Raw genomic sequence first — 15,521 nt, 5'->3', positions numbered from 1 at the left:
GACCAACGCCGTGCTTGAACGCAAAGGTGTGGACACGGCGCTGCTGGCCACCGATGGCTTCCAGGACCTGCTGCGTATCCGAACCGAAGGCCGCTACGACCTCTACGATCTGAACATCCAATACCCTGAGCCACTGGTGCCGCGCCAGGACTGCAAGGGCGTGCGCGAGCGCATCGCCGCTGACGGCAGCGTGATTCTTTCGCTGGACGAAGCCCAGGTGCGGCAGCTGGCTGGCGAGCTTCAGGCAGCCGGTATTCAATCCGTGGCGGTGTGTCTGCTGCACGCCTACAAATACCCGGCACATGAGCGCCGTATCGGCGAGCTGTTGAATGACGTCGCACCCGGCCTGTCGGTTTCACTGTCCAGTGCGGTGTGCCCGGAGGTACGTGAGTTCGACCGAGCTTCGACCACTGTGGCGAACGCTTATACCCGCCCGCTCATGCAACGCCATGTCGAGCACCTGGAGCGTGAGTTGGCCAAGCTTGGCGTGCAAGGGCAGTTGATGTGGATGACGTCCAGCGGCGGCGTGGTACCCAGCGTGACCGCCGCGCAAGTGCCGGTACGGCTGATCGAGTCGGGCCCGGCGGCTGGCGCGGTGGCGGCGGCCGACTATGCGCGGGCGGTGGGCGAAAGCAGTGTGCTGTCGTTCGACATGGGCGGGACCACGGCCAAACTGTGCCTGCTGCCCAACGGTGAACCGCTGATTGCCAACGAACTGGAAGTTGCCCGGTTCGAACGCTTTCGCAAGGGCAGCGGTTTCCCATTGAAAATCCAGTCCATCCACATGATCGAGATTGGTGCCGGCGGCGGCAGTATCGCCAGTCGCAGCTCGCTTGGCCTGCTAGCGGTCGGGCCTCGCAGTGCCGGCGCCGCCCCAGGGCCGGCTTGTTATGGTCGCGGTGGTCGCGAGCCTACGGTTACCGACGCCGACCTGCTGTTGGGGTATCTGGACGAACGCTCGTTCCTGGGGGGGGATTTTGCCCTCGACCGCGAGGCGGCGCGGGTGGCCATGGCCGGCCTTGCCGAACGCCTGGGTATTACGCTGGAGCGCTGCGCCTGGGGTATTCACGACATGGTCAACGAGAGCATGAGCAAGGCGGCGGCGATGCAAGCCACCGACAGCGGCGTCGACCCGCGTTCGTTGCCATTGATTGCGTTCGGCGGTGCCGGTCCGGTCCATGCCTTCGGGGTGGCACGCAAGCTGGGCATCGGCAAGGTGATTTGCCCCATGGGCGCGGGTGTGACGTCAGCAGTCGGTCTGTTGGGCGCTCCGGTTGCCGCCGACCTCAGCGCGAGCATGCCGCTGGCCCTGGAGGCCTGGGATGTCGCCCTGGTCCGCGACCTGCTGGAAAGCCTTGCCGAACGCGGTCGCGAAGTGGTGCTCGCCAGCGGTGTCGGGCGTGAGGCGATTACCTACCGCTACACCGTCGATATGCGCCATGTAGGGCAGGGGCACGAGATTTCAGTCGCCCTTCCGGAGCTGGACCCGGCGAATGAGGCCTTCATCCCGCAGTTGCTGGAGCGTTTCTATGGTGCCTACAGCTTGCTGTACGGGCGTACGGTCAGCGGTTCGGCGGCAGAAATCATTACCTGGCGCATACGTGCCAGCGGCCCACGCAACGCGGTCAAGCTGGGCGGCATGCTCAACACCGATACACGGGCCGCACAGCCATTGAAGGGCCATCGGCCAGTGTATTTCCCTGAACTCGATGGCTACGTCGACGCCCCGGTGTATGACCACTACGCCCTGACGCCCGGCGAGCGCATCGAAGGGCCGGCCATTATCGAACAGCGTGAGTCGACCGTGGTGATGGGCCCCAACGCCAGCGCTGCACTCGACGCCCAATACAACTTGATCATGCTCTTAGCCTGAGGACCGCATTATGACCATCAAGCATCCCGATCTTGACGACCCCATCACTCTGCAGGTGATGTGGGACCGCCTGGTTTTTATTGCCGACCAGGCCGACAGCGCCTTGGGGCGCACCGCGTTCTCACCCATCGTGCGCGAAAACCACGACTATGTGACCGTGCTCATGGACGCCCAGGGCAAAGCGCTGGCGCAGTGCACCTGGTCGATACCGGTGTTCATCACCTCGCTGCCCATGGCGGTGCAACAGCATTTCTTGCCGGCGTTCCCGCCGCATACCCTGCAGCCGGGTGACGTCATCGCCACCAACGATCCGATGATCGGCACCGGTCACTTACCGGATCTGGTCATGGTCACGCCGGTATTCCGTAACGGCACCATCGTCGCCTATGCCGGCAGCATCGCGCATTTGCCGGACATCGGCGGGCGGCCGCAATCGCCTGACTCCACCGATATGTTCGAGGAAGGCATTCGCCTGCCGTTGCACAAGATGTTCAAGGCCGGCGTGCCTAACGAAGACGTGTTCGCCGTGCTCGAAGCCAGCGTCCGTCTGCCTCGTGAGGTGCGCGGCGATGTACAGAGCATGTATGCGGCCAACGAAGTGATGGCCCGTGAACTCAGCCGCTTCATGGACGAGTACGCGCTCGATGATCTGCAAGCATTGGGACACGCCATCCATAGCCGTTCCGAGGCCCACATGCGCCAGGCGATCGCGGCGTGGCCCAACGGCCGCTATAGCGCTGAACTGACGCTCGACGGCTTTGAAGCCCCTATCGAACTGAAGGTGGTCGTGGAGGTGGGCGATGACAGCATACACGTCGACTATACCGGTACCTCGGACCAGGTCGCCCGCGGCATCAACGTCATGGCCAACTATCGTATTGCGCACAGCATGTATGCACTCAAGTGCCTGCTCGATCCGGAAACGCCCAACAACGAAGGCTGCATGGCGCCTATCACTGATTCCGCGCCGTTGGGTAGCGTGCTCAACCCAAGGCCGTGCTCTGCCGGCAGCGCCCGCCATCTGATTGGTCATACGATACCGAGCCTGATCTTTAGAGCACTGCAAAACGTGGTGCCGCAGCGGACCATGGCCGACAGTGGCGGGGCGCCGATCTGGGGCATCAACTGCCAGGGCCAGCGTGCGGACGGCAGCGCCTACGGCAGCATCCAGAACTTTCACGGCGGGCAGGGCGGTCGAGCGAGTCTCGATGGTCTCGATACCCTGAGCTTTCCCTCCAACTGTAAAGTCACGCCGGTGGAGATGTACGAGATTGCCGTGCCGATTCTCACCGAGTGCAAACAGCTGATCGCCGACTCCGGCGGTGCCGGCAAATATCGCGGCGGCCTCGGCCAGCGCGGGGTTCTGCGCAACTTGTCGACGACACCGATGAACGTCTACTTGAGCACCGAGCGGGTAGAGCATCCCTGCTTCGGTGTGTTGGGTGGCGGTGCGGGCAGCGCCGGGCGGGTCACCGTCGATGGCAAAGCGGTATTTCCAAAGGGCAAGTTGGTGTTGTTACCCGGTCAGCGCTTGCTGGTGGAACTGCCGGGCGGCGGCGGCTGGGGGAATCCGATGGAGCGCTCTCGCGAGCTGATCGAGAGCGATCTGCGTGAGGGACTTATCAGCGCCACGGCGGCCCGCGAACTCTATGGATACGGCATCTGAAGCCAGGGAAACAGACATGACGAAGATTCTTGAAGGTCAGCTGGCACTGGTCACGGGTGGCGGCAGTGGCATCGGTCGCGCGACGGCTCAGGCGTTGGCGGCGGCAGGTGCACGCGTAGTGATCAGTGGACGGCGTCGGGCGCTGCTCGACGAGGTAGTTGCGCAGATCCATGCCCAGGGCGGTCAGGCCTGGGCGCAGGTGGTCGATCTGGAGGACCGCGAGTCGCTGCTGGCGATGGTGGGCAGGGTCGAGCAAACGCTGGGACGCATCGACATTCTCATCAACAATGCCGGGAGTACCAGCCAGGTTCGCAATATTCGCTGGATCGATCCGGTGGCGTGGGACAGCACCTTCGCGGTGAACCTGACGGCCGTGTATACGCTGGTGCAGGCCGTGCTGCCGGGCATGCTGGCGGCTGGCGGCGGCACCTTGATCACGGTTTCCTCACTGGCCGCGGTACGGCCCAACCTGCTTGGCGGCGCGCCTTATGGCGCAGCCAAGGCAGGCGTGCGCAACTTGATGGGTTACCTGCATGCGACGTTTCGCAATGACAATATCCGCGCCACCACCATCCTGCCCGGTGAGGTCAGCACACCGATCATGGACACTCGCGTGCGTCCCCCAGCAGCGAGGAGCGCGAGCGAATGGTGGCGGCCGAGGACGTCGCGCAAGCGATCTTGCTGTGCTGCAGCCTGCCGGCACGCACCACCGTCGAAGAGCTGATCATCAGCCCGACCTTGCAACGTGACCAGGGACCGGACATCGAAATCAGTCGTTGGCTGGGAGCACCGGCCGGGACGCCGGGTGCACCGCGCCAGGAGGGTCGCCAATGAGCAGTCTCAAGCAACGATTGGCCGAGGGCCGCAGCCTGTTGATGGTCAACCCCAATCACGTCAGCTCGACCCTGGCGGAGAAACTGACCGCCAGTGGTGCCGACGCGATCTTCATCGATTGTGAACACGGCGCGGCGGATTTCCAGCAGGTGCAGTTGATGGCCAAGGGCGCGCGACTGGGAGGCGGTTTCACCATTGTGCGACCACAGAATCAGGAACGCTCGGTGATTACCCGCTGCCTCAACTGCGGCGCCGATGGCGTCATGGTGCCGCTGGTGCACACGGCCGCCAAGGCGCGCGCGGTGGTAGAGACCGTGCGTTATGCTTGTCCGGACACCTTCGCCGACAAACTGGTGATCGTGATGATCGAGTCCTTGGAAGCGGTCGATAACCTGGATGAGATCCTTACCGTGGAAGGCATCGATGTGTTCTTTGTCGGACCTGGCGATCTGTCACAGTCCATGGGCTACTCGCCCGCAGTCGCTGCGGGGGACGCCGGGCCCAGCCAGTGCTGGATCTGGTGGATGCGACGCTGGCACGCATACGGGCTGCGGGTCGTCGGGCGGGCACCCTGGCGGTGCGCCAGGATGTCGAACATCTGGTCGGTGGCGGGGCGCAGTTGCTCTATTACCACGCCGATCCCTTCGTCGCCGAAGGGGTGAGCCTGATGCGCGAATTGTCCATGCCGCATTAGCAGCAGCCCTTCAGACCGGTACGCTGGCCTCGTCGATGGCAGAGCGCGCGAGCAATTGCGCGCACTGCCATTGTTCGTTGGCGTCGCGGCTGGCAGGCAGCGATGATTCGCTGAACTGCTGTGCAACCAGCTCGATCAGCAGGCGCTGCACCGCCAGCACCGGCTCGGTCACCGGCAGGTGGTCGGACACGCACATCGATAAGACTGCGCGAATGCCGGGTTTACCACCCGTTGCAGGCTCGGTTTTATGCCCCCGGCAAAATTCAGCGCGAGCGCTCGCGGCAGAATGGTCGTGCCAATCCCGGTGCTGATGGCTTCACGCATGGCGGTGACCGATTCAATTTCGGCCATGACCCGTGGCTGCAAGCCGGCCTCATGAAACGCCGTATCGATAAGCTTGCGCAGGTAATGTCGCGGGCTGGGTAACAACAGCTCACGGTCGGCCAACCCGGCCAGGGTGATGGTGTCGCCGATGGCCTGACCGCTGCTATTGGGTGCACTGATGAAAAACAGGTCTTCTATCAGCAGAGGTTTGAGCGTCACCCCTTTCATGGCGCCTTCACCATAAATGATCGCGAGGTCCAGGCGGCCACTTTTGACCAGGCTGCTGAAGGTCAGGCCGAAATTGTCGTTCAGATAAAGATTGATGCCCGGGTGCTGCTTGCGCAGGGCCAACAGCAGGGGTGGTCAGCAGCGACAGGCTGCTGTAAGTCGCAAGCCCCAGGGAAACATTCCCCGCCAGGCATTCCCCGGCACGGCGGACTTCGCGCTCGGTGACTTCCAATTGGTACAGCACGCGTTGCGCATGGTCATACAGGGCTTGCCCGGCGGTGGTCGGTGAGACCCCAAGATTGCTGCGTACGAGCAGGCGCAGGGAAAAATGAGCCTCCAGCTGGGCGATGTGCTGGCTGAGCGCCGGCTGCGCCAGGTGCAGCCGAGTGGCCGCACCAGACAGGCTTCTTGCCTCTACCGCAGCGACGAAACTCTTGAACACCCGGAAATTGATGGCCATGGCGAAACTCCAGGAGGATGGTGCAGGACAACCCCGGTCGAATGGGCTCTGGACATGTCGATCGCTCATGCAAGTGGCGCGCCAGTGAGTCTGGCTTTGCCATAAGACGTTGTTGCCCCCACAGATGAAAGCCGTCTTGGTGAGTTGGCAATGCGCTGCCTATGGTTGTAGCCACCAGCCACCTCGAGGAGTTTCCTATGCCGGCGTCACGTATCGCTGCACATATACAGCGCATCAAGACTTCACCCAACAGCGCGGCAGCAGAGTTGATAAGCGAGTTACGCGCCCAAGGTCGACCCATCATCAATCTGGTCGTTGGCGAGCCGGATTTTCCGACCCCGGCGCATGTCTGTCAGGCGGCGGTCGCGGCGATTGGCCGAGGCGAAACCCGTTACACGCAAACTGCCGGTACGCCAGCGTTGCGTCAGGCCATCGCCGCCAAGTTGAGCCGGGAAAACGGTTTGAACATTCCAGCGCAGCAGGTCGTCGTCACCTGTGGTGCCAAGCACGCGTTATTCAATGCACTGGCGGTGACGCTCGAACCCGGTGACGAAGTATTGATCCCCGCGCCGTATTGGGTGTCCTATCCCGACATGGTCCTGGCCTGTGAAGGTGAACCGGTCATTCTGCCCACTGATGAGTCCAGCGGCTTCAAGATCACCGCCCAGGCGCTGGAGGCGGCCATCACCCCACGCACGCGCTGGCTGATCCTCAACTCGCCGAGCAACCCTACCGGCGCGACGTATGACGCCCAAGCGTTGCAGGCAATTGCCGGTGTACTGGCGGACCATCCTCAGGTGATGGTGCTGACCGACGATATCTACGAGCACATCCGCTTCGACGGTTCCGACAACCCACACATTCTGGCGCTCGCACCGCAGTTGGCGGAGCGCGTGCTGGTGGTCAACGGCGTATCCAAGACCTATGCCATGACCGGTTGGCGAATAGGCTACGCCGCCGGGCCAAGGGATTTGATCGGTGCCATGGATATGTTGCAGTCACAATCGACCAGTGGTGTTTGCTCGATCAGCCAGGCCGCGGCCCTGGCAGCTCTTGAAGGTGACCAGAGCGAAGTACTGGAACATGCACGTATTTATGAGCAGCGCCGTGACGCGACACTGGCGCTGATCAATGCCATACCCGGCTTGCAGTGCCGGGCGCCGGGCGGGGCGTTCTATCTGTTCGTCAATTGCAGCGGCGCATTGGGGCGGGTAACGCCGCAAGGCAAGCGACTGCAGACCGATATCGACCTGACCCTGTATTTCCTGGAAACGGTTGGTGTGGCGCTCGCCGCTGGTACCGGCTTTGGTTGCTCGCCGTATTTCCGTATGACGACGGCCACCGACATGGAGACCCTGCGTGAAGGTTGCGGGAAAATCGCCGAGGCGTTGGCGCTGTTGCGCTGAGTCTGATGTCTTGACGTCACGGCGGATGAACGACTGTGCCAATTTATGGAGCGTACCCGTACCATGATGGCTTTCAGTCGCTGCCCCGTTGTGAGGTGATCCTTGAACCTGCGTCGTTTGAAATACTTCGTCAGCATTGTCGATGTCGGCAGCCTGACCCAGGCCGCTGACATCCTGCACATTGCGCAACCGGCGCTGAGTCAGCAACTGATTACGCTCGAAGCCGAGTTCCATCAGAAGTTGCTGATACGTACCCAGCGCGGCGTGATTCCGACGGAGGCAGGGTTGGCACTTTATCGGCATGCGCAAATCATTTTGCGGCAGGTCGAACAGGCTCGGCAGGATGTCGGCAATGTCAGCCAGGCGTTGTGTGGTCAGGTCAGTGTTGGGTTGGTGCCCGGTACGGCGGCGTCCGCTTTGGCGGTGCCGCTGCTCAAGGCGGTGCGCGAGCAACACAGTGGCATCTTGCTGTATCTGAATGAAAGCATGGGTGCCAATCTACACGCGCAAGTGCTCAGCGGGACCATCGATATGGCTGTGCTTTACGGCGCGAGCGCGGAGCAGGGCTTGACCGTGCAAGTGCTGATCCAGGAGCCGTTGTACCTGGTCGCACCGGCCAATCTGGACCTGGGAGGGCGGCGCTTGCCGTTGGAGGCTATGGCTAACCTGGACCTGATTCTGCCCCATCCTGACAACTATCTGCGCCAGCACATCGATGAGGTGTTACAGCAGCAGAGTATTCATATATTGCCGGTGGCGGCTATCGAGTCAGCGATCCCGTTGGCCGGTGCGATCGCCGCCGGTATTGGCGCCAGCATCCTGCCGGCGTCTGCGGCGCGGATCATCGCCTTGTCCAGTGGTGCACACCTTTATGCCCTGGATCACCCTGCCGCGCAGGTGCCCCTGGCCTTGTGCATATCCGCTTATCAGCCGTTGTCCGAACCTGCTGCCGCCGTGCGCGATATCCTGATGGGGTTGGCGGAGGACCTTTCCTGCTGAGGGCGAAGTACTCTGAAGCCAGTGGGTCCCCCTGCAAGATAAAAGCTTTGTGCCTGTGTTTGCACCGACGTGAATCATTGCGCTCTCAATTTGCGCACCTTTGGCGCAATATCCTTCCTGTGAATTTCTATCAAGTTGCCTGAGTTTCAGCTTTGTAAAGGCTAGCATGTTTCATGCCGTTGTATTTTTGTTCAAGTTGCTTGAATAAAATCTTGCTGATTCAAGTGGAGGCAACCCCGATGAAGCGTTACGCACTCAATGCACTGTCCCTGTCCCTGTCCCTGTCACGGGTCACGCTGTTCGCCGCCTCCCTGGCGCATGCGGACGACCTGTTGCAGCAGGTCAAGGAGAAGAAGGAAATTGTCGTCGCCACGCGAAGCGCATTTTGCTCCTTTCGAATCGATGGAGAACGGCAAAATCGTCGGTTACGGTGCCGACCTGATGCACTACGTGCTCGACACCGATCTGGCGGGCGTGGAGGTGCGTCAGCTGGACCTGCCTTTCCAGGGCATCTTGCCGGGGCTCGATACGCGCAAGTTCGATTTCGTAGTGACGTCGGTGACCGTGAACAAAGCGCGTTATGACCAGTTCGCCTTCATGGCCATCCCCTCTGCCAACAGTCCCACAGGCCTGGGAGCAGGTGAGGGCTGATGATTTACTGGAGGAGGATTGCCTAAGAGATCCTTACCTGGCCTTCGATTGAGACTTTGCGGGAAAAATCTTCTCATCTTTCCCGATCGAGAAATGGTGTGGCGAAACTGGATACCGTAGTCATTGGCAGGCAGCACTGGGTGAATTAGTAGCTTGGACTGCAACGCGCCTCATGCCTCCTAAGATCGTGGGCCATCGCTCAAGCAACCCTGAAGCCTGCTGTTGGCAGCAACACTCAGCGCTCTCATTGCACGGTAGGCAGTATTGCTGGATGCCTCATGGGTACGCGAGCAGTGCCATGATCCATTTTTGGTTTCGGATGACGAGACGCTTTCAATGCTGAGTCGTACAGCTAGCGCCTTGGTTACCCATCATGTCCTGGACTCGATTACTGTACCAACAGGAGTCATGCAGTTTTTGGATGCATGTGCCGATCATAGAGCTTTCGTTGGGCGCAAGAATCGAGACGGTACGGTCTATGGCAATGCTATGCCCCGGTTGATCGAGGCATTGCTGTTTATTATGGTTGAAAACGCTCCTGGGGCACATCGCTTTGCCAATGGCGATTGGGCTGAAATCAGAATTATTATGTCGCTCGTAAGCAAAGTGGTTTCTTCGGTCGGTTGGTCAGCCTACGTTATGGGGAAGTTCCTCATACTTTGCGAGCGGGCGGGAGATGCTAACCCTCTGGATGATTTCATTCGCCAAGTAAGCGCGGCACTCCAGAATCTTGATGCAGCTCATGGAAGTTGGGCAGGAACGATTCTGCCGGCTCGTATAGCCGCTGTGATCCAGCGGCTTGCTGATAAACATTATCCGCCAGGACCAGGCTGAAGGATTGCTCCGCATACTTGATACCTTGATTGATCTTGGTGATCGCCGAAGCGCGGCTTTGGAGCAGAGCGAAACGTTCCGAGAAGTGCAGGTCATGGACTGAAAGATCTGCAGGCCTGAATTGTAGGTGGTAAAAAACAGAGGGATCTTGGACGTTTGTAGTGGTCAACTAATCCCGGACACGACGTTAAGTTTTTCTTCGGCCTGAGCTGGCGCCAGCCCACCGTTGAATTGGTGAGGCCGAATCCAGTTGTACCGATGCATCAAAAAATGGCTGATGTCGCGCTGTGCTTCCTGCGCAGTTCTGTAGCCTAAGGTCGGTATCCATTCAGTTTTCAAACTCCGGAACACGCGCTCCATCGGTGCATTGACGCTCCTATGTCAACAAGATCGAGCTGAATCGGCTAAATCTGCCAGGATCAAAGGGTATAGCTCCCTGACGATATAGCGCTTTAAACAGCGCAGATTTTCTTTGGAAGACAAACCTTCGGCACTACGACGGGTGACATAGCTTTGGGTTTTGGGATCACCTCGCATGCGTACCATCGCAATGGTCCATAGGGCGTTGTTCGCAGACCGATTCCCACCTCGGTTTAAACGATGTCGCACCGTTTTACCCGAGGATGCCGGTAAAGGACTGATCCCACAGAGGGCGGCGAGAGCTGCTTCACTTTTTAAACGCTCGGGTTATCATCTTCTGTCGAAAGCAGCACGGCCGCCGTTTGAGGGCCGACGCCGAATTGTTCGCGTAAACGGCGAGCATGTTGGCGAGTCAGGTTTTCTAGAATGGCATCGAGTTTTTCAACTTCCTCTGCCACTGCCAGCCAGCGCTTGCCCAATAGGCACAGGGAGGTCGTTAAGATGTTCAGGAACTCAGTCGCGCCCCGTGAGCGAAGACGTGCACATCCCTTGGCGCAGTCGGCAGGTTTGGTTTTCCAGAGCCGTTCACGAATGTCTTGCGGTGCACTGACGAGCAAGGCTCTCAATTGATTGATCGCTTGGGTTTTCGCTCTGACTTCGCTGCGCCGAGCAACCGAAACCAGCCGCATCGCCTCGGCCACACCCGATTGGGTCTTGGCGATCGCCGTGGCGTTTCCCGAAAGAACGGATCGAGCCGCGCTCTCAGCGTCGGTGGGATCGGATTTCCCCTGAAGCCGGCGTTTGGAGCGATCAGGGCGGTTAACCTCCAGCACCTCGATGCCATGATCACGCAGGACACGGGCTAAACCCTCGCCATAGGTTCCGGTGCCTTCCACGCCGGCACGCTTCAACATACCGAAGGAGTGGGCCCAGGTAACGAGCTTGAGATATCCGCTGGTATCGGTTGTTACCGCCAAGCTGCCAAGCAGGTTTCCATTCGTGCTGATCAAGACCCCTACGTGGGTATCCAGATGTGTATCAACACCCAAGATGACTTCGTTTTCACCCATGGGACTGTTCATGACTAATGCCTCCGATGAGAACGCGTTACCAACCCCATACGCAGGACAGGACACTCAAGATGCAGTACAAGGCTCCTATCAGGTCACAGACGCTGGGCCCGGCAATGCCAGGGAACGTCAGCGTCCAATCGACAGGTCAACGCAAAGGCACTCTATTGGCCAATCCCAGCACGGGTCAGATTGGGCTGACGCTCTTGAGCATAGTGAACTGAGTGACCACGTCCTATATAGAGCGCTGTCGCGAACGTCTCGAACGCCTCATAGGTAGAAATGGGAAGGGCTTCAGAGGCAACGTCGACGAAAGCCAATGCTGGGGCTACGACTTGCGCCTCTATATGCCCAGGACTGCCCTTAGCCCAATTCGGCGACCAGTTCCGGCACGATGGTGAAAAGGTCGCCCACCAGACCGTAATCGGCGACGCCAAAGATCGGTGCTTCCGGGTCCTTGTTGATCGCGACGATCACTTTCGAGTCTTTCATGCCGGCCAGATGCTGGATCGCGCCGGAGATACCTACCGCGATATACAGCTGCGGCGCGACGATCTTGCCTGTCTGCCCGACCTGATAATCGTTCGGCACGAAGCCCGCATCGACTGCTGCGCGCGACGCGCCCATCGCCGCGTTCAGCTTGTCGGCCAGCGGTGCCAATACCTTTGTGTAGTTCTCGCCGCTACCAAGGCCCCGACCGCCCGACACAATGATGCTCGCGCTCGTCAGCTCAGGACGGTCCAGCTTCGTCACTTCACGGCTCACAAACTGCAACAGGCCGCTGTCGGCCGCTGCTTCGATCTTCTCCAGTGCTGCGTTGCCGCCTTCTGCCGCGACAGGGTCAAAACCGGTGGTACGCACCGTGATGACCTTGATCGGGTCAGCGGATTGCACCGTCTCGATCGCATTGCCGGCGTAGATCGGGCGCTCGAAGGTATCGGCACTCACCACCGCTGTGATGTCGCTCACCTGCGCGACGTCGAGTTTCGCAGCAATGCGCGGCGCGACATTCTTGCCCGCAGGCGTCGCCGGAGCCAGGATGTGCGTGTAGTTTTGCGCCGGGTCTTGCACAATCGTCAGCAGCGTCGCCTCGACATTTTCAGCGAGACCCGCTTCAAGCTGCGGCGCGTCAGCCAACAGCACCTTCGACACGCCCGCGATCTTCGCAGCCGCATCCGCCGCTCCCTGCGCGTTGTACCCGGCGACCAGTATGTGAATGTTGCTGCCAATCTTTTGGGCTGCAGCGATCGTATTCAGTGTCGCTGCCTTGAGTGAAGCGTTGTCGTGTTCCGCAATTACCAGAATCGTCATGTTCCCTACTCCTATCAGAGGGCCTTAGCGTCGGTTTTGAGCATTTCCACCAGTGTCTTCACGTCCGGCACCTTCACGCCTGCGCTTCGCTTGGCCGGCTCGGCCACCTTCAGCGTCTTCAGGCGCGGCGTGACGTCAACCCCGAGGTCTTCGGGCGTGATCGTCTCCAGCGGCTTCTTCTTCGCCTTCATGATGTTAGGCAGCGTCGCGTAACGCGGTTCGTTCAAGCGCAGATCGGTCGTGATGACAGCCGGCAGCGTCAGCGACAACGTTTCCGCGCCGCCGTCCACTTCACGAACAACCGTCGCCTTGCCGTCGGCGATCGTCACCTTCGAGGCAAAAGTCGCCTGCGGCAGGCCTGCCATTGCCGCGAGCATCTGGCCGGTCTGGTTCGAATCGTCGTCGATTGCCTGCTTGCCCAGAATGATCAATGAAGGCTGTTCCTTGTCGACCAACGCCTTAAGCAACTTGGCCACGGCCAGCGGCTGCAGTTCTTCGTTCGACTCGATCAGGATGGCACGGTCCGCGCCGATCGCGAGCGCCGTGCGCAGCGTGTCCTGCGCCTGTTTCACGCCGGCCGACACCACGATCACTTCGGTCGCGACCCCCGCCTCCTTCAGTCGCACGGCCTCTTCCACGGAGATTTCGTCGAACGGGTTCATCGACATTTTTGCGTTCGTAATATCGACGCCCGTGCCGTCCGACTTCACGCCGACCTTTACGTTTGCATCGACAACACGTTTCACTGGTACAAGAATTTTCACAACACTCTCCTGAACAATTGATCCTGGCTGATCGACAATGTCTGCATCGACCAGCCACTGCCGTAACGGCACCGGTTCGGTGCCGACGGTGTTACTGCCTGTCCAAAACCCGGATACCACTCGTGGCCACCGTCGCGCGGATGCGCATTGAACTCGGGTACGTCGCGGTCTACATGTTCGGGTAATTCGGCCCGCCACCGCCTTCCGGCGTGACCCGAATGTGTCAGAACTGGCTTTCTGAAAGGGCCAGCACGCCTTCCGAACCGTTCGCGCCCGTAATGGATACCTCCAGCGCCATCGCCTGCGGCAGCACGTACTCTGCGAAGAACTGCGCGGTCGCAATCTTCGCGCCGTAAAACGACGGATCTTCGGACAGCTTGCTTGAGGCCACCAGCATCGCGCGGGCCATCTGCCAGCCGCCCAGCACCACGCCGGCGAGTTTCAGATACAGCACGCTGCCCATGAACACAGCGCTCGGATCGTGCTTCGCGTTCGCCACGACGAACTCAACGGCCGCTTGCAGCGAACGTTGTCCCTGCGCCAGATGCGTGTGCATCAATGCGAACGTGGTGCCCTGCTGGGCACGTAGTGCCTCGAGCGTTTCGCCAATGTTCGACAACAGCGTCTTCGCCACGCCGCCCCCATCGCGCAGCGTCTTGCGACCAATGAGGTCGTTTGCCTGGATCGCTGTCGTGCCTTCGTAGATCGTCAGGATGCGCGCATCGCGGTAGTACTGCGCCGCGCCGGTTTCCTCGATGAAACCCATGCCGCCGTGTACCTGCACGCCGAGGCTGGTGACTTCGAGCGCGGACTCCGTGCTCCAGCCCTTGACGATCGGTACGAGGAATTCGTAGATCGCCTGATGTTCGACACGGGTCGCCGCATCCGGATGGTGCTGGGCGATGTCGCAATGGCCAGCGGCAACGTACCCCAGCGCACGCGAAGCCTCGGTCAGGCTGCGCATCGTGGCGAGCATGCGGCGCACGTCCGGGTGCTGGATGATCGCGACTGGCTGCTTCGCCGAGCCATCGACCGGACGGCACTGTACGCGATCCCTCGCGTAGTCGACTGCCTTCTGGTACGCGGCCTCGGAGACGCCCACGCCCTGCATGCCCACTGCGAAACGCGCCGCGTTCATCATGATGAACATGTATTCGAGGCCGTGATTTTCTTCACCGATCAAATAGCCGGTCGCGCCGCCATGGTCGCCGAACTGCAGCACTGCGGTCGGGCTCGCCTTGATGCCAAGCTTGTGTTCGATCGACACGCAATGGACGTCGTTGCGCTCACCGAGCGAGCCGTCTTCATTGACCAGGAACTTCGGCACGATGAACAGCGAGATGCCCTTCACACCTTCCGGTGCGTTCGGTGTGCGCGCCAGCACGAGATGGACGATGTTCTCTGCCATATCGTGGTCGCCCCACGTGATGAAGATCTTTGTGCCGCAGATCCGGTACGTGCCGTCGCTCTGTAGCTCGGCGCGCGTGCGGACCAGAGAGAGATCGGAGCCTGCCTGGGGCTCGGTGAGGTTCATCGTGCCAGTCCATTGGCCGGAAATCAGCCTCGGTACGTAGGCCTGTTTCTGGGCATCGCTGCCAGCCGTCAGCAACGCTTCGATTGCGCCGTCGGTCAGGAGCGGGCACAGCGCAAACGACATATTCGACGCATTGAGCATTTCGATGCACGGCGTACCGATCAGTTTCGGCAGCCCCTGGCCGTCGTACTCAAGCGGGTGCTGCACGCCTTGCCAGCCGCCCGACGAGAACTGGCGGAACGCATCGGCGAAGCCCGGCGTCGCGGTGACGACACCGTCCTTCCAGGTGCTCGGATTCCTGTCACCCTGAGCATTCAGCGGCGCCAGTACCTCGCCACACAGCTTCGCGGATTCCTCGATGACGGCCTTGGCGGTTTCCGCCGTCGCGTCCTCATAGCCGGGTAAAGCTGCTATCCGTTCCAGGCCCGCAAGCTCTGTCAGGGTAAACATGATGTCTTTCACAGGGGCGTTGTAACTCATTGCAGTACTCCAATTATCTGTCGTGACAAAAAC

15 protein-coding genes and 2 pseudogenes are annotated in these 15,521 nt (G+C 60.4%); 8 read left to right on the top strand and 9 right to left on the bottom strand.

The genetic code is table 11. The features are described 5' to 3' along the window. From JFV26_RS17590 to JFV26_RS17575, 4 genes are all read left to right on the top strand, one after another. A partial coding sequence (locus JFV26_RS17590) for a hydantoinase/oxoprolinase family protein (protein WP_201194292.1) occupies nt 1-1,873 on the top strand: 1,873 nt, incomplete at its 5' end. 10 nt (nt 1,874-1,883) lie between these two features. Continuing rightward, nucleotides 1,884-3,539 carry a hydantoinase B/oxoprolinase family protein gene (locus tag JFV26_RS17585; RefSeq protein WP_201194291.1) on the top strand — a complete coding sequence of 552 codons (1,656 nt, stop codon included), beginning with the start codon at nt 1,884-1,886 and terminating at the stop codon, nt 3,537-3,539. Between the two features lie 16 nt (nt 3,540-3,555). Then, the gene (locus tag JFV26_RS17580; protein WP_201194290.1) at nt 3,556-4,263 is read left to right on the top strand and encodes an SDR family NAD(P)-dependent oxidoreductase; all 708 of its coding nucleotides are present in this window, start codon (nt 3,556-3,558) and stop codon (nt 4,261-4,263) included. A 106-nt stretch (nt 4,264-4,369) separates the two neighbouring features. Then, the gene (locus JFV26_RS17575) at nt 4,370-5,035 is read left to right on the top strand and encodes an HpcH/HpaI aldolase family protein (protein WP_201194289.1); all 666 of its coding nucleotides are present in this window, start codon (nt 4,370-4,372) and stop codon (nt 5,033-5,035) included. 42 nt (nt 5,036-5,077) lie between these two features. Here JFV26_RS17575 and JFV26_RS17570 read toward each other — a convergent pair whose 3' ends face one another. The 3 genes from JFV26_RS17570 to JFV26_RS17560 are packed head-to-tail and all read right to left on the bottom strand — an operon-like array spanning nt 5,078 to nt 6,079. Next, nucleotides 5,078-5,257: a hypothetical protein gene (locus JFV26_RS17570; protein WP_201194288.1), complete on the bottom strand. Its 180-nt coding sequence runs from the start codon at nt 5,255-5,257 to the stop codon at nt 5,078-5,080. Beyond that, nucleotides 5,236-5,742, bottom strand: a complete 507-nt coding sequence (locus JFV26_RS17565) for a LysR substrate-binding domain-containing protein (RefSeq protein WP_201194287.1) — start codon at nt 5,740-5,742, stop codon at nt 5,236-5,238. Before JFV26_RS17565 ends, JFV26_RS17570 begins: the two co-directional genes overlap by 22 nt. Beyond that, entirely contained in the window at nt 5,627-6,079 is a 453-nt protein-coding gene (locus tag JFV26_RS17560; protein ID WP_201194286.1) for a LysR family transcriptional regulator, read from the bottom strand. The genes JFV26_RS17565 and JFV26_RS17560 overlap by 116 nt, the downstream gene beginning before the upstream one ends. Nucleotides 6,080-6,276: 197 nt before the next feature. On the opposite strand from JFV26_RS17560, the gene JFV26_RS17555 reads away from it, so the two are divergent. The 4 genes from JFV26_RS17555 (at nt 6,277) to JFV26_RS17540 (ending at nt 9,969) form a co-directional block, all read left to right on the top strand. Then, entirely contained in the window at nt 6,277-7,485 is a 1,209-nt protein-coding gene (locus JFV26_RS17555) for an aspartate transaminase (protein ID WP_201194285.1), read from the top strand. 102 nt (nt 7,486-7,587) lie between these two features. Continuing rightward, nucleotides 7,588-8,484 carry a nitrogen assimilation transcriptional regulator NAC gene (gene nac / locus JFV26_RS17550; protein WP_201194283.1) on the top strand — a complete coding sequence of 299 codons (897 nt, stop codon included), beginning with the start codon at nt 7,588-7,590 and terminating at the stop codon, nt 8,482-8,484. 360 nt (nt 8,485-8,844) lie between these two features. After that, nucleotides 8,845-9,135, top strand: coding sequence for a transporter substrate-binding domain-containing protein (locus JFV26_RS17545; protein WP_201194282.1), 291 nt, complete (start codon nt 8,845-8,847; stop codon nt 9,133-9,135). A 264-nt stretch (nt 9,136-9,399) separates the two neighbouring features. After that, nucleotides 9,400-9,969, top strand: coding sequence for a hypothetical protein (locus JFV26_RS17540; RefSeq protein ID WP_201194281.1), 570 nt, complete (start codon nt 9,400-9,402; stop codon nt 9,967-9,969). 165 nt (nt 9,970-10,134) lie between these two features. On the opposite strand, the pseudogene JFV26_RS17535 reads toward JFV26_RS17540, so the two are convergent. The 6 genes and pseudogenes from JFV26_RS17535 to JFV26_RS17510 all read right to left on the bottom strand — a co-directional run. Then, a pseudogene (locus JFV26_RS17535) lies at nt 10,135-10,338 on the bottom strand (integrase core domain-containing protein); the annotation flags it as partial. 12 nt (nt 10,339-10,350) lie between these two features. After that, nucleotides 10,351-10,650 (bottom strand): annotated as a pseudogene (locus JFV26_RS34935) (transposase); the annotation flags it as partial. Next, a complete protein-coding gene (locus JFV26_RS17525) occupies nt 10,644-11,399 on the bottom strand; it encodes an IS110 family transposase (protein WP_201194280.1) in 756 nt (251 codons plus the stop codon). The pseudogene JFV26_RS34935 and the gene JFV26_RS17525, both read right to left, overlap by 7 nt. A gap of 363 nt (nt 11,400-11,762) precedes the next feature. Beyond that, the gene (locus JFV26_RS17520; RefSeq protein ID WP_201194279.1) at nt 11,763-12,710 is read right to left on the bottom strand and encodes an electron transfer flavoprotein subunit alpha/FixB family protein; all 948 of its coding nucleotides are present in this window, start codon (nt 12,708-12,710) and stop codon (nt 11,763-11,765) included. A 14-nt stretch (nt 12,711-12,724) separates the two neighbouring features. Next, the gene (locus JFV26_RS17515; RefSeq protein WP_201194278.1) at nt 12,725-13,474 is read right to left on the bottom strand and encodes an electron transfer flavoprotein subunit beta/FixA family protein; all 750 of its coding nucleotides are present in this window, start codon (nt 13,472-13,474) and stop codon (nt 12,725-12,727) included. Nucleotides 13,475-13,697: 223 nt separating this feature from the next. Beyond that, on the bottom strand, nt 13,698-15,488 hold the full coding sequence (locus JFV26_RS17510; RefSeq protein WP_201194277.1) for an acyl-CoA dehydrogenase: 1,791 nt from the start codon (nt 15,486-15,488) through the stop codon (nt 13,698-13,700). Between the last annotated feature and the right edge of the window lie 33 nt (nt 15,489-15,521).

Origin of the sequence: Pseudomonas sp. TH31 (assembly GCF_016650815.1) — a bacterium.
Taxonomy (GTDB): domain Bacteria; phylum Pseudomonadota; class Gammaproteobacteria; order Pseudomonadales; family Pseudomonadaceae; genus Aquipseudomonas.
The sequence above is the reverse complement of the archived record's forward strand: the minus strand, read 5'-3'. Positions and strand labels throughout refer to the sequence as shown.

Excerpts from the sequence above, each read along its gene's own strand:
- JFV26_RS17585 (WP_201194291.1), top strand. The coding sequence starts at position 1,884 with ATGACCATCAAGCATCCCGATCTTGACGACCCCATCACTCTGCAGGTG.
- JFV26_RS17580 (WP_201194290.1), top strand. The coding sequence starts at position 3,556 with ATGACGAAGATTCTTGAAGGTCAGCTGGCACTGGTCACGGGTGGCGGC.
- JFV26_RS17575 (WP_201194289.1), top strand. The coding sequence starts at position 4,370 with ATGAGCAGTCTCAAGCAACGATTGGCCGAGGGCCGCAGCCTGTTGATG.
- JFV26_RS17560 (WP_201194286.1), bottom strand. The coding sequence starts at position 6,079 with ATGGCCATCAATTTCCGGGTGTTCAAGAGTTTCGTCGCTGCGGTAGAG.
- JFV26_RS17555 (WP_201194285.1), top strand. The coding sequence starts at position 6,277 with ATGCCGGCGTCACGTATCGCTGCACATATACAGCGCATCAAGACTTCA.
- JFV26_RS17525 (WP_201194280.1), bottom strand. The coding sequence starts at position 11,399 with ATGGGTGAAAACGAAGTCATCTTGGGTGTTGATACACATCTGGATACC.
- JFV26_RS17520 (WP_201194279.1), bottom strand. The coding sequence starts at position 12,710 with ATGACGATTCTGGTAATTGCGGAACACGACAACGCTTCACTCAAGGCA.
- JFV26_RS17510 (WP_201194277.1), bottom strand. The coding sequence starts at position 15,488 with ATGAGTTACAACGCCCCTGTGAAAGACATCATGTTTACCCTGACAGAG.